Here is a 12,365-nt window from a genome sequence, read left to right as displayed (position 1 = left end):
CCGCGCGCGGATGGGCTTGTCGGACAGTGTAGGGAAAGCACGCGGTGGGCGCATCAGTGCGAGATCTGGGCTATTTCTTGCCCAGCGCGTGCGGGAGGTCGTCGATCCGGTCGCCGGCGCTGATGTCGTTTTCCTCGAACCAGCCTGCGTTGACCTCCAGCGCATAGAGCACGTCGCGTTTGGCTTCGTGCAGGGTGGTGGTCTGTGGCTCCATGGTCTCGATGTTGGTGATTCGGTAATCGGTGTCGATAAACGCGACGTCCAGCGGGATGTAGGTGTTGCGCATCCACATCGCGTAGCGCGCCGGATGCTCCCAGACGAACAGCATCCCCTGGTCGTCGGCCAGTTCCTCGCGGTGCATCAGGCCCTTCCGGCGGGCGGGCTCGTCGGCGGCGATCTCCACGCTAAGCGTGCGTTCGCCCACCTGGAGCTCGGTGACGGGCAGGCCGGACTCGGCCTGGGTCGCGCCCCACAGCAGCAGGACTCCCAGCAAAGCCGCGCCCGCCACGAGGGCGGGCGCGATACGCGAGACTGCACGCATGCCGTCCGTTGCCGGCTAGTCGCCGCTCATGCGCCCCACGGCGCAGCTGGCGAAGGACTTGGCCTTGGCGCTGGCGGAACGCAGACCGGAGACCGAGCCCACCTCGGGGTAGCCCATGCTGGCCAGCTTCGCGGCGACCGCTTCACGGGCGCTATCCGGGGCCTGGACCTCCACGGCGCCGCCTTCCACGTCGACCTCGGCTTCAGTGACGCCTTCGACCTGCATCAGGCCCTTGCGGATGGAGCTGGCGCAGCCACCGCACTTGATGTTCTCGACCTCGATTTTCATTAACGGTTCCTCCGGAAACTGGGGTTTGCACGACTCATTATGTACGATTCCGCATCTGCATAAACGTTCACGAGATCCGACCATGCCCGCCTATCGTTCCCGCACCACCACCCACGGCCGCAACATGGCCGGCGCCCGCGCCCTGTGGCGCGCCACCGGCATGAAGGATGGCGACTTCGGCAAGCCGATCATCGCCATTGCCAACTCCTTCACCCAGTTCGTGCCCGGGCACGTGCACCTGAAGGATCTGGGCCAGCTGGTCGCCGGCGAGGTGGAGAAAGCCGGTGGTGTCGCCAAGGAGTTCAACACCATCGCGGTGGACGACGGTATCGCGATGGGCCACGGCGGGATGCTCTATTCGCTGCCCTCGCGCGAGATCATCGCTGACTCCGTCGAGTACATGGTCAATGCCCACTGTGCGGATGCGCTGGTGTGTATCTCCAACTGCGACAAGATCACCCCGGGGATGCTGATGGCCGCGATGCGCTTGAACATCCCGGTGGTGTTCGTCTCTGGCGGCCCGATGGAGGCCGGCAAGGTGCAGGCGCCGGGCAGCGACAACGTGATCCACCTGGATCTGGTGGACGCGATGGTCAAGGCCGCGGACTCGAGCGCCAGCGACGAGGAAGTGGAGGCCATTGAGCGCTCCGCCTGCCCGACCTGCGGCTCCTGCTCCGGCATGTTCACCGCCAATTCGATGAACTGCCTGACCGAGGCCCTGGGCCTGTCGCTGCCGGGCAACGGCTCGCTGCTGGCCACCCATGCCGGGCGCAAGTCGCTGTTCGAACAGGCCGGTCGGCGCGTGGTCGAGCTCGCGAAGCGCTACTACGAGCAGGACGACGAATCCGTGCTGCCGCGTTCGATCGCTACCTTCGAGGCCTTCGAGAACGCGATGAGTCTGGATATCGCGATGGGCGGCTCCACCAACACCGTGCTGCATCTGCTGGCGGCCGCGCGCGAGGGCGAGGTGGACTTCACCATGGCGGACATCGACCGTCTGTCGCGCAAGGTCCCGAACCTGTGCAAGGTGGCCCCGGCCACCCAGCTCTATCACATGGAAGACGTGCACCGCGCCGGTGGCGTGGTCGGCATCCTCGCCGAGCTGGACCGTGGTGGGCTGATCCATCGTGATATCCCGACGGTCCACGCCGACACCATGGGCCAGGCGCTGGAGCAGTGGGACGTGATGCGCCACGCCGCCGCCTCCGAGACCCTGTACAAGGCCGCGCCGGGCGGCGTGCCCACCCAGGTCGCGTTCAGCCAGGACAAGACCTGGGACAGCCTGGACATCGACCGCGAGAACGGCTGCATCCGCGACATCGAACATGCCTACTCGCAGGACGGCGGCCTGGCCGTGCTCTACGGCAACATGGCCCCGGACGGCTGCATCGTGAAGACCGCGGGGGTCGACGAGAGCATCCTGAAGTTCTCGGGTCCCGCGCGGGTGTTCGAGAGCCAGGACGCGGCCGTCGAGGCGATCCTCGGCGACCGGATCCAGGCGGGTGACGTCGTGATCATCCGCTACGAGGGCCCGAAGGGTGGCCCCGGCATGCAGGAGATGCTCTACCCGACCTCGTATCTGAAGTCCAAGGGGCTGGGCAAGGAATGCGCGCTGATCACCGACGGGCGCTTCTCCGGGGGTACCTCCGGGCTGTCCATCGGCCATGTCTCGCCGGAGGCCGCGCAGGGCGGTGCGATTGGTCTGATCGAGGAGGGTGACACCATCGTGATCGATATCCCCGGGCGCGAGATCCGCATCGACGTCGACGACGCCACCCTGGCGGCCCGTCGCGAGGCGATGGAGGCCCGCGGCGCGAAGGCCTGGAAGCCCGAGTCGCGCGAACGCCCGGTCACCCAGGCCCTGCGCGCCTACGCCCTGATGACGACCTCCGCCGCCTTCGGTGCGGTGCGCGACATCTCCCGCTTCGAGGAAGGGTAGTCGCACGGCGCGAGGCGCGAGGTATCCCGCGCCCCGTCCGGCGGTGACTCGGGTTGGACCTCGTCTGTGCATGGGGCGCCACCTGACGATCCAGGCCTGCCCAAGCGTCGGGGGTGTTATCCCCGTTGCGAGATGGTGAACGAGCTGGTCTGGGCCTGAAGGTCTGCGGCCAGCCGTGCCAGTTCGTCGCTGGCCGAGGTCGTCTGTTCAGAACCGCTGGCCGTCTGCTCCGCGATTTCGCGGATGCTGACGATGCTCCGGTTCATCTCCTCGGTCGTGGCGCTTTGTTGTTCAGCGGCCGAGGCGATCTGGGTGTTCATCTCGCTGATGTTGCCTACCGCTTGTGTGATCGCCTGCAGTGCCTTCGCGGCCTGGTCGGCCTGGTCGACACCGGTCTGGGCCTGTTCGCGACTGTGATCCATCACCTTGACCGCCTCGCGGGCGCCGCTTTGCAGGCGCTCGATCATCTCTTCGATCTCCTGGGTCGAGTCCTGGGTGCGCGAGGCCAGGGTGCGAACTTCGTCTGCGACCACCGCGAAGCCGCGCCCGCTCTCTCCAGCCCGCGCTGCCTCGATGGCGGCATTCAGGGCCAGCAGGTTGGTCTGCTCCGCGATGCCCTTGATCACGTCGAGCACGCTGCCGATCGTCTCGCTGTCCGATGAAACCCGCTTGATTACCTCGGCGGCGTTTTCGAGCTCGCGGGCCAGTTGGGCGATGGATTTCGAGTTTGCAGCGACCACCTCCAGGCCGTTGTTCGCCTCGCGGTCGGTGTTGCGGGTGGTGTCGGCGGCACTGGCCGCATTGCCGGCGACATCCTGCACGGTGGCCGTCATCTCGTTCATCGCGGTGGCGACCTGATCGGTTTCCTGACGTTGGCGTTCCACGCTGGAGGCGCTGTCCCGCGACACGGTAGCCAGCTCTTCGGAGGCCGAGGCGAGCTGCGCGGTGGCGCCGATGATCTGCTGGATCAGACCCTCGAACTGCGTCGCCATGCTGTTAAAGCGTTCCCCGACATCGTGCATCTCGTCCTGGGTCTGGATGGCGACCCGGGTCGTGAGATCCCCGCCCGCCATGCGCTGGGTTGCGTCATTGAACTGTTCTACGCTGTCCTTGATCGAGCGATACAGCCCGACGAAGAGATACGCGAGCAGCAGGAGTACGCCCACAACAATGGCGATCGCCAGGTTGCGCACAAGCGTGTCGCTGCGAATCCGGTCGGCGAAAATGGCGTCCAGTTCAGGGACGGTCGCGTCGTAAAGCGCAAAGGTAGTGTCAATGGAGCGCGTGGCGGCGTCGAACACCTCGCTGGCGGCAATTTCGATCGTGTCGGTGTTCAGCAGTTCCTCCTGCACGATGAGGGAGAATTCTTCAACCGCAGCTTCGTTGCGCTCGACATGCTCGCGGAGTCGGTCTGCAAGTTCCGGGTTGGCCGAGAACGCGGCCTCCAGGCCCGAATCGAGGTCTCCAGTGAGGGATTCCATGTTGGCGGACAGCACGGCAAGCCGGACGCGGGTATCCCCATCCAGTTCGCCTGCCGCTGCGGCGCCGGAGCCCACCGCCCGGGCCTGTCCCATGGTCTCGGTCAGGTTCGGCAGGCCGTTCACAAGGGCATCGCCCAGGTAATAGCTGTCGAGGTATGGATCCAGGGTGATCTCGGAGGCATCGGCGACATTGCCGATCAGGTCGAGCAGGTCGGCGATCAGATCGGTATGGCGTTGCAGGCTCTCCGAGGGTGTCATCGAGTCTCCGTCCGCCTGGAGACCTTCCCAGGTCTGGCGAATCCGATCGAACTGGCTCCGAGTTCCCAGGGTAGCGCCAAGGTCCCGGTCGACGGCTGCAAGATCCTCCAGCGCCTGGTCGACCTGGTGACCGATCTCGCGTAGCCGGGCACGCGCGCCGTCATCACCGCCCAGCAGGGCCGCCATCATGCCGCGGTGCTGCTGAATATATTCCACTGGTTCGCGCGCGGCCTCGATATAAGCCAACCCCTGGCGTTCGTTGCTTACGAATCGGATGTTGTCGTTCAGGTTGACCAGGGTGATGCCGCTGAGCATCAGCAGTGGCAACAAGACGACGACGAAGATCAGCCCGAACTTGATCGGATACCGGAAGCGATTCATCAGCCAGGTGGCTGGGTGGAAGAGGGCGTCCATGGAATTCTCCTCAGTCGTGCACGTCCAGCCCTTGGATGTCTGGAGCGCGAGATCCGTCCCTGCCCCAGCCTTAACGGTCGCAAACAGCGGTTCTTTAGGCCTGTGTCAGGCCTGATGGGGACATGAGGGGTCGCCGCTGCGTATTTTTGGGGCGGTGCGAGGCGATGGAGGCCCGCGGCGCGAAGGCCTGGAAGCCCGAGTCGCGGACCCGCCCGGTCACCCAGGCCCTGCGCGCCTACGCCCTGATGACGACCTCCGCAGCGTTCGGCGCGGTGCGCGACATCTCCCGCTTCGAGGACTGACCGAGGGCTGCCAGCAGGGTCGTAGGATGCGTTGAGCGGCAGCGAAACGCATCATGCTTGCCATTGGTGTCCGAATCGATGCGTTTCGCTTTGCTCAGCGCATCCTACGGTTCTTCGCTAAAGTCGGGATGACCGAGGTGGCTAGAACCAAACGACCGAACCACAGGGAGGTGGCTATGGCGATTACCGACTGGCCCGCGGCCGAGCGCCCGCGGGAGAAGCTGATCGAGCGGGGCGCGGCCGCGCTTTCGGATGCGGAGCTGCTGGCGATCTTTCTGCGCACCGGCGTGGCCGGCAAGAGTGCGGTCGATGTCGCGCGCGATCTGCTCAGCCGCTTTGGCGGGCTGCGGCCGCTACTGCAGGCCGATCAGGCGGGGTTCTGCGCGGCGCCGGGGCTGGGCGATGCGAAGTACGCCCAGCTCCAGGCGGTGCTGGAGATGGGGCGGCGGCATCTGGCCGCCGATCTGGAGCGTGGCGATGCGCTGACCTCGCCGACCGCCACCCGCCAGTTCCTCGCGGCGCGTCTGCGCGACTATCCCTTCGAGGTCTTCGCGGTCCTGTTCCTGGACAACCGCCACCGGGTGATCGCCTTCGAGGAATTGTTCCGCGGCACGATTGACGGCGCCGCCGTGCACCCGCGCGAGGTCGTGCGCCGCGTGCTGCACCACAACGCGGCCGCGGTGATCCTGGCCCACAACCACCCGTCCGGGGTGGCGGAGCCCTCACGCTCGGATATCGCGATCACCCGGCGCTTGAGCGAGGCCCTGGGGCTGGTGGATGTGCGGATACTCGATCACGTGGTGATCGCCGATAGTCCGATATCCATGGCCGAACGAGGGCTCCTGTAGCGTTCGGGAGACTCGGGTGAATTAGTGCGCCAGGCGCCGCCACAGGGTCTCGATCGGGCCCGCGCCGACGTAGCGCTGCCACAGCAGGGAGAAGGCGACCTGCACGGCCCAGATCGCCAGCACGATGCCGAGCAGTTCGAGGTGGCCGAATTGCGAGAACAGGCCCAGCCCGATCCCGTAGAAGATCATCGCGGCGAGGATCGACTGGCCGATGTAGTTGGTCAGCGCGAGGCGGCCGACCGCCTCCAGCGCGCGGATGACGCCCGGCAGGATCCGCCGGCGCCCGTCGGGGTGGGCCAGCAGGATCACCAGGGCCACCCAGGCCAGGGCGATCGCGACACTGCCCCACAGATTCGCGATGCGGCCCAGGAACATCGAGTAGCGCAGATCCCATTCCACGGCTGTGTTGAACCACAACCCCGCCAGCACCAGCGGGATGCCGATGCCCAGTCCGGCCAGCACGACGCGCCGGTAGCCGGCCAGTGACCAGCTCCCGTGGAGGAAGCCGAGCCGCATCAGGGCCATGCCGATGAACATCATCGCGAGCATCTGCCACAGGCGCTCGGAGAAGAACATCCACAGTTGCGCGGTCAGGGCGCCGGTCGCCCGCTCGCCGGTCGCCGCCAACCAGTGCAGGGACATCCGATTGAGCTCGTCGCTGACGACATCGGCGCCGGGCTGCCAGTAGCGATCGTTGAGCGTCTGTAGCCAGTGTTCAGGGACGAGGAAGATCAGGACCGCGCTCAGCACGAGCCAGAGCGCGGTCAGTCCTCCGATCAGCGCGACCCCGAGGCCCAGCAGCGTCATCGGCGGGTGGTCGCGAAAATGCATGGCCACCAGCCCGCACACCGCGTACGCCGCGAGGATGTCGCCGGGCCACAGGATCAGCCCGTGGGCCAGCCCGATCAGGAACAACCATCCCATGCGGCGGCGAAAGCGCTGTTCGAAGGTGTCCGACGGCTGACGTGAACCCGAGGCCATCAGTACGATCCCGGCACCGAACAGCAGGGTCAGCATGCTGATGAACTTCTCGTCGGCCAGCACATGGACCACGATCCAGGCGATCCAGTCCGCCAGCGGGAGGGGCCCCAGGGCCATCGGATTCAGGTATTCGCTGGAGATGCGTCCGAACGACTGGATGTTCATCACCAGGATGCCGAGGATCGCGACCCCGCGCAGCACATCCAGAACGATCACGCGTTCCGGGGCGGACGGGGACGTATTGGCGGGCAGGATCCGGGGCATGGAGTGAGCCATTCCGTGCTGTGCGGCCCTTCGGTAGCCGGACGGAAGACATGGCCGGCCGGGTCAGGGCAGGTTGGCCCTGCAGGATAGGCGATTGTGCCCGGGGCCGTTCAAGGCCCCGGGCCATTTGTCGTTTATCCGCGGATCTCCCAGTGCCCGGGATCGTCCGGGCAGGCCGCTCCGGTGTGGCGCTCGCCGTCGATCATCATCTCGAACTCGCGGCAGCCGCTGTCGCGGACGCGCCCCGGGGTCATGTGCACCGGCTGGCCCTGGGCGTTGTCCCAGTACACGGGCTGTCCGGGCTCGGCCAGTTCCAGGGCATGGCCCATGCAGGCCTGATCGGAGCGATCCATCTGGCGCCCGATCATGCCGCCCAGGGCCGCCCCACCGGCCGCGCCGATCAGGACGGCCACCGGATCGCCGTCGCCGACCTGGTGGCCGATGACCGCGCCGGCACCGCCGCCAATCGCTGCGCCGATCGCGTCGCGGTTGCAGCGGCCGTCCATCACGCCGTAGTCGTGTTCCCAGTGGTCGTAACTGTAGCCGTGATAGCCGGCATACCCCGGGTCGTTTTGCGCGCGCCAGCCGTGGGCCGGTGCCCAGGGCGGCGGGGAGGCCAGGGTGTCGGCAGCGAACCCGAACAGCACGACGGCCGCCAGTGCCTTCAGATGAGCGGGTACACCGCGTCGGGAGTGGTTGCGTTTCCGTGCCATGCTCCGTCTCCTGTCGACCGTGTTCGGCTCCAGCCTCGCGCGGGGCCGCTGAACGGTTCTTTAACGGGGAATGGCGGTTTTTGGAAACGTGAAGGGCGTCAATGCCGGGCTGTGCACGGGTTCACGGAGTCGCCTGTTCGAGGGCCTGCTCCAGCGCCCGGAGCAGGGCATCCACCTGGGCATCGGTGTGGGCGGCGGACAGGGTGATGCGCAGCCGTGCCTGGCCCTCGGGGACCGTGGGGGGGCGAATCGCCGGGACCAGGAAGCCGGCGGCCAGCAGCCTCTCGGCCACGGCGCTGGCGCGGCGGGCGTCACCGATGTGGACCGGCTGGATCGGGGTCAACGGGGGCGGGTGTTCCAGGCCGAGGTGGTCCAGGCCCGCCCCCAGGCGCTGCAGCAGGCCCTGCAGGTGTGCACGCCGATCCGTGGCGGCCTCGGCGATGTGCACGGAGGCCAGTGTTGCGGCGGCGAGGGCGGCCGGCATCGCGGTGGTGTAGATGTAGGGGCGCGCGGTCTGGATCAGGTTCTCGATCAGGGCCTCGGAGCCGGCGACGAAGGCCCCGGCGGTGCCGAAGCCCTTGCCCAGCGTGCCCATCAGGATCGGCACCTCGTCCGCGCCGAGGCCGTGGTGCTGGCAGCTGCCGCCGCCGGTCGCGCCCAGCACCGACAGGCCGTGGGCGTCATCCACCATCAGCCAGGCGTCGAACTCGCACGCCAGCGCGGCTAGCTCCGGCAGCGGGGCGATGTCGCCATCCATGGAGAACACCCCGTCGGTCACGATCAGGCGGTGACCGCTATCGGGCGCCTGCTCCAGGCGGTCGCGCAGGTGCCCGGGATCGGCATGGCGATAGCGCTGGCTGCGCGCGCCCGCCAGGCGTACCGCATCGATCAGCGAGGCATGGTTCCAGCGGTCCTCGAATACCGTGTCGTGACGGCCGACCAGCGTCTGTACCAGCGCCAGGTTGGCCATGTAGCCGGTGGAGAACAGCAGCGCGCGTTCGCGTCCGGTGAATCGCGCCAGCGCCTGTTCCAGCTCCACATGGGCGCGGGTGTGGCCGTTGATCAGATGGGCGGCCCCGGCCCCGACCCCGTACCGGTCGAGGGCCTCGCGGGCAGCGGCGGCGACGGCCGGATCGGCCGCCAGGCCCAGGTAGTCGTTGGAGCAGAAGGCGACAACCGGCTGGCCGTCGATGACCTGCTCCGGCTGCTGTGGTCCGTTCAGGGTGCGCAGACGGCGCCAGCGTTCGTCTGTGCGCACGCGGTCGAGGCGGGCCTGCAGAAAGGCCTGCAGCGACTTGCTCACGGTGAATGGCTCATGCTGGATCGCTCACGGCCGCAGCCCGGCGCGCAGGAAGATCGGCCAGTGCACGCGGGCGGTGATGTCCGCGTTCGGCCACAGCGCGAGCAGGGCGGGCTCCAGTGCGGCCAGCGGATCCTGCCCGGCGGCCTGCGCGCGGCGGATGGCGGACCAGGTGCCGAGATAGCCGAGCAGGGTGTCGCGGTCCCACTCGCGGTCGATACGAAACTCGGGCGTCTCGATCTCCGGCCAGGGGAAGGGCAGGTCGCGGTAGTGGCTGCGGATATGGTTGCGCTCTTCCGGCCACCAGGGCGCCAGGGTGGTGTCGTGGAAGTCGGCCAGCAGGCGGTCCAGCGCTGGGTCCTCGGCGCGCAGGATGCCGTAGCCCCAGATCGCCAGCAGGCCGCCCGGGCGCAGGACGCGTGCGACCTCGTGATGGAATTCGGCGTGGCGAAACCAGTGCGCGGCCTGGGCGACGCAGGCGAGATCCACTGAGGTATCGGCCAGTGCGCAGGCCTCGGCGACGCAGGCCACGCGGTCGATCCCGGTGGCCACCGGCAGGGTGGCCAGCAGGGCCGGGGCGGCATCGGTCGCCACGACGTGCTGGAAGTGAGGCTTCAGGCCCTGCGCGGCCTGACCATTGCCGCTGGCGCAGTCCCAGGCGCGCGCGTGGCGCGGGGTGTGCGCGGCCAGCCAGTCAAACAGCTCGGCGGGGTAGTCCGGGCGGTGGCGGGCATAAGCCGCCGCCACCGCCGAGAAATGATCGGGAAAGTCGCCCGCCACCGGCCCGGTCGGCTCAGGCCGATGCGGAGGCGGGCCGGTCCGATTCCGCGGGGGCTTCCGGCCCGGTCTCCGGGCGCAGGCCCAGGCGTTCGAACAGCGCGAGGTCGTGGTTCTCGCCGGGGTTCGGTGTGGTCAGCAGGGTGTCGCCGTAGAACAGCGAGTTGGCGCCGGCCAGGAAGCACAGGGCCTGCATCTCGTCGGACATCTCGGTGCGCCCGGCGGATAGGCGCACGTAGGAGGCCGGCATCAGGATGCGGGTCACGGCGATGGTGCGCACGAACTCCAGCGGGTCGAGGTCCTCGATCCCGTGCAGTGGGGTGCCCTCGACCTGGATCAGCTGGTTGATCGGGACCGACTCCGGGTGCTTCGGCAGGTTGGCCATCTGCTGCAGCAGGCGCGCGCGGTCGCGGCGCGACTCGCCCATGCCGAGGATGCCGCCGCAGCAGACGTTCATGCCGGCCTCGCGCACGTGCTCCAGGGTCTCCAGACGGTCCTCATAGGTGCGCGTGGAGATGATGTGGCCGTAGAACTCCGGCGAGGTGTCGAGGTTGTGGTTGTAGTAGTCCAGCCCCGCCTCGGACAGGCGTTTCGCCTGCTCGGCCTTCAGCATGCCGAGGGTCATGCAGGTCTCCAGCCCCTCGTCCTTGACGGCGCGCACCATCTCGATCACGCGTTCCAGGTTCTTGTCGGTCGGATTGCGCCAGGCCGCGCCCATGCAGAAGCGGGTAGCGCCCTGGGCGCGGGCGTTGCGCGCGGCCTCGAGCACTTCCTCCAGCGGCAGCAGGCGTTCGCGTTCCAGCTCCACGTCGTGGTGCGCGCTCTGCGGGCAGTAGGCGCAGTCCTCCGGGCAGGCCCCGGTCTTGATCGACAGCAGCGTGCTCACCTGCACCGCGTTCGGGTCGAAGTGCTCGCGGTGCACGGTCTGCGCGCGAAAGATCAGGTCGTTCAGCGGCAGGTCGAGCAGGGCCTCGACCTCGTCGATGTTCCAGTCGTGGCGGGGCGTGCTCATCGGTGATGTTCCTCGTCGAAGTCGTCCGGAATCTCGACGTCCATCCACGGCTCGCGGTAGATGGTGTACAGCGCGTAGATCGTCCAGGGCAGCAGGATCGCCGCGGCGATCGCCCAGTAGGCACGGTAGTAGTCGAGATCCGGCGGGAAGAAGGTGGCGACCACGATCAGCGCGCCCATCAGGGCGTAATAGCGGTAGGCGGCCCACTGGGTGTGGTACCCGACCCGCGGATCCGGGTGGTGCCTGTTCAGGGCATAGACCAGCATGGAGCCACCGAACCACAGCACAAGCGGCACGATGCCCATGATCGCGGCAATGATGAACCCGACCCCGACCTCGTCGCTGCTGACCACGAACAGCGGGATGCCGGCAATGGAGACACTGATCAGGTTGCCGATATCGAACAGTGAGGCGGCGCGCCGGGACTTGCGGCCGGAGACGGTCTTGGTCGCCATGGACTACCCTGAGTGCAAAAGCGGAAGCATACCATCATGGCTCATACCCCTTCAGCCACTCCGCGGCGAACTGGCCGGCGATCGGGAGCGCTGTACGCGCTGGGCGCCTGGGCGGCCCGGGCGCTGTACCCCGATCACTGCGGATTGTGTCTGGCCCCGTTGCCGGCGGGCGGGGCTGTCTGTCCCGGCTGCCGCGAGGATCTGGTGCGGGTGGAGGCGCCGTGCCCGGGTTGCGCGGCACCCCTGCCGGCGACAGTGGCCTGCCCCGTCTGTCAGCGGCGCCCTCCGGCAGGAGACGCCCTGCGGGCGCCATGGGCCTATGCCTGGCCACTGGACCGGGTGCTGCTGGCCTACAAACGCAGTGGCCACGCCCGCGCCGAACGTATCCTCGTGGACCTGGCTGCACAGACGGCCCGCGAACGCAGGGATGCTTCGGCGTTGTTACCCACCCGAGTGGTGCCGGTTCCCCTTCACCCCTCGCGTCTGCGCGAGCGCGGGTTCAATCAGTGCGAGCCGCTGGCGCGGTGCGTCGCCGAGGTCCTGGGGGTCCCGCTGGATACCGCATGCGTACGCCGCGTACGGGCTACTCCTTCGCAACAGACGCTGAGCGGCCCGCAGCGCCGCCGGAACCTGCGCGATGCGTTCGGGGTGAATGCGGCGCTTGCGGGTGAACGGGTACTGGTGGTGGATGACGTGGTCACGACCGGGGCGACCCTGGATGCGCTGGCCCGTGCGCTGCTCAAGGCGGGGGCCGCGTCGGTTGAGGGTCTGGCGCTCGCCCGCGCGTAACCG

12 protein-coding genes and 1 pseudogene are annotated in these 12,365 nt (G+C 67.9%); 4 read left to right on the top strand and 9 right to left on the bottom strand.

Annotated elements, in window-relative coordinates; all coding sequences use genetic code 11:
• Window positions 1–70: 70 nt before the first annotated feature.
• Together G372_RS0109890 and G372_RS0109885 are read right to left on the bottom strand one after the other, a co-directional pair.
• Window positions 71–541: a DUF192 domain-containing protein gene (locus G372_RS0109890; RefSeq protein WP_018864605.1), complete on the bottom strand. Its 471-nt coding sequence runs from the start codon at window positions 539–541 to the stop codon at window positions 71–73.
• A 15-nt stretch (window positions 542–556) separates the two neighbouring features.
• On the bottom strand, window positions 557–829 hold the full coding sequence (locus tag G372_RS0109885) for a heavy-metal-associated domain-containing protein (RefSeq protein ID WP_018174900.1): 273 nt from the start codon (window positions 827–829) through the stop codon (window positions 557–559).
• 82 nt (window positions 830–911) lie between these two features.
• On the opposite strand from G372_RS0109885, the gene ilvD reads away from it, so the two are divergent.
• Window positions 912–2,768, top strand: coding sequence for a dihydroxy-acid dehydratase (gene ilvD, locus G372_RS0109880; RefSeq protein WP_018864606.1), 1,857 nt, complete (start codon window positions 912–914; stop codon window positions 2,766–2,768).
• 116 nt (window positions 2,769–2,884) lie between these two features.
• Here the strand turns inward: ilvD and G372_RS0109875 are convergent, their stop codons facing one another.
• Window positions 2,885–4,921, bottom strand: a complete 2,037-nt coding sequence (locus G372_RS0109875; RefSeq protein ID WP_019624053.1) for a methyl-accepting chemotaxis protein — start codon at window positions 4,919–4,921, stop codon at window positions 2,885–2,887.
• 164 nt (window positions 4,922–5,085) lie between these two features.
• Between G372_RS0109875 and G372_RS14225 the strand changes: the two are divergent.
• Window positions 5,086–5,223, top strand: a pseudogene (locus G372_RS14225) (hypothetical protein); the annotation flags it as partial.
• A gap of 176 nt (window positions 5,224–5,399) precedes the next feature.
• The gene (gene radC, locus G372_RS0109865; protein WP_019624055.1) at window positions 5,400–6,071 is read left to right on the top strand and encodes a RadC family protein; all 672 of its coding nucleotides are present in this window, start codon (window positions 5,400–5,402) and stop codon (window positions 6,069–6,071) included.
• Between the two features lie 21 nt (window positions 6,072–6,092).
• On the opposite strand, the gene G372_RS0109860 is transcribed toward radC, so the two are convergent.
• The 6 genes from G372_RS0109860 to G372_RS0109835 form a co-directional block, all read right to left on the bottom strand.
• Window positions 6,093–7,316, bottom strand: coding sequence for a DUF418 domain-containing protein (locus tag G372_RS0109860; RefSeq protein ID WP_019624056.1), 1,224 nt, complete (start codon window positions 7,314–7,316; stop codon window positions 6,093–6,095).
• 134 nt (window positions 7,317–7,450) lie between these two features.
• On the bottom strand, window positions 7,451–8,029 hold the full coding sequence (locus tag G372_RS0109855) for a YMGG-like glycine zipper-containing protein (RefSeq protein WP_019624057.1): 579 nt from the start codon (window positions 8,027–8,029) through the stop codon (window positions 7,451–7,453).
• Between the two features lie 121 nt (window positions 8,030–8,150).
• The gene (bioF, locus tag G372_RS0109850; protein WP_019624058.1) at window positions 8,151–9,332 is read right to left on the bottom strand and encodes an 8-amino-7-oxononanoate synthase; all 1,182 of its coding nucleotides are present in this window, start codon (window positions 9,330–9,332) and stop codon (window positions 8,151–8,153) included.
• A 24-nt stretch (window positions 9,333–9,356) separates the two neighbouring features.
• Window positions 9,357–10,109, bottom strand: coding sequence for a class I SAM-dependent methyltransferase (locus G372_RS0109845; protein WP_019624059.1), 753 nt, complete (start codon window positions 10,107–10,109; stop codon window positions 9,357–9,359).
• Window positions 10,110–10,122: 13 nt separating this feature from the next.
• Complete coding sequence (gene bioB, locus G372_RS0109840) at window positions 10,123–11,118, bottom strand: biotin synthase BioB (protein ID WP_019624060.1); 996 nt, start codon at window positions 11,116–11,118, stop codon at window positions 10,123–10,125.
• Window positions 11,115–11,573 carry a hypothetical protein gene (locus tag G372_RS0109835; RefSeq protein ID WP_018864615.1) on the bottom strand — a complete coding sequence of 153 codons (459 nt, stop codon included), beginning with the start codon at window positions 11,571–11,573 and terminating at the stop codon, window positions 11,115–11,117. Before G372_RS0109835 ends, bioB begins: the two co-directional genes overlap by 4 nt.
• A 36-nt stretch (window positions 11,574–11,609) precedes the next feature.
• Between G372_RS0109835 and G372_RS14520 the strand changes: the two genes are divergently transcribed.
• Window positions 11,610–12,362 carry a ComF family protein gene (locus G372_RS14520; protein WP_279625235.1) on the top strand — a complete coding sequence of 251 codons (753 nt, stop codon included), beginning with the start codon at window positions 11,610–11,612 and terminating at the stop codon, window positions 12,360–12,362.
• Window positions 12,363–12,365: the final 3 nt, after the last annotated feature.

Origin of the sequence: Thioalkalivibrio thiocyanoxidans ARh2 (assembly GCF_000385215.1) — a bacterium.
GTDB lineage: Bacteria > Pseudomonadota > Gammaproteobacteria > Ectothiorhodospirales > Ectothiorhodospiraceae > Thioalkalivibrio > Thioalkalivibrio thiocyanoxidans.
The sequence above is the reverse complement of the archived record's forward strand: the minus strand, read 5'-3'. Positions and strand labels throughout refer to the sequence as shown.

Excerpts from the sequence above, each read along its gene's own strand:
- bioB (WP_019624060.1), bottom strand. The coding sequence starts at position 11,118 with ATGAGCACGCCCCGCCACGACTGGAACATCGACGAGGTCGAGGCCCTG.
- G372_RS0109855 (WP_019624057.1), bottom strand. The coding sequence starts at position 8,029 with ATGGCACGGAAACGCAACCACTCCCGACGCGGTGTACCCGCTCATCTG.
- G372_RS0109890 (WP_018864605.1), bottom strand. The coding sequence starts at position 541 with ATGCGTGCAGTCTCGCGTATCGCGCCCGCCCTCGTGGCGGGCGCGGCT.
- G372_RS0109860 (WP_019624056.1), bottom strand. The coding sequence starts at position 7,316 with ATGCCCCGGATCCTGCCCGCCAATACGTCCCCGTCCGCCCCGGAACGC.
- G372_RS0109835 (WP_018864615.1), bottom strand. The coding sequence starts at position 11,573 with ATGGCGACCAAGACCGTCTCCGGCCGCAAGTCCCGGCGCGCCGCCTCA.
- G372_RS14520 (WP_279625235.1), top strand. The coding sequence starts at position 11,610 with ATGGCTCATACCCCTTCAGCCACTCCGCGGCGAACTGGCCGGCGATCG.
- G372_RS0109885 (WP_018174900.1), bottom strand. The coding sequence starts at position 829 with ATGAAAATCGAGGTCGAGAACATCAAGTGCGGTGGCTGCGCCAGCTCC.
- G372_RS0109875 (WP_019624053.1), bottom strand. The coding sequence starts at position 4,921 with ATGGACGCCCTCTTCCACCCAGCCACCTGGCTGATGAATCGCTTCCGG.
- radC (WP_019624055.1), top strand. The coding sequence starts at position 5,400 with ATGGCGATTACCGACTGGCCCGCGGCCGAGCGCCCGCGGGAGAAGCTG.
- ilvD (WP_018864606.1), top strand. The coding sequence starts at position 912 with ATGCCCGCCTATCGTTCCCGCACCACCACCCACGGCCGCAACATGGCC.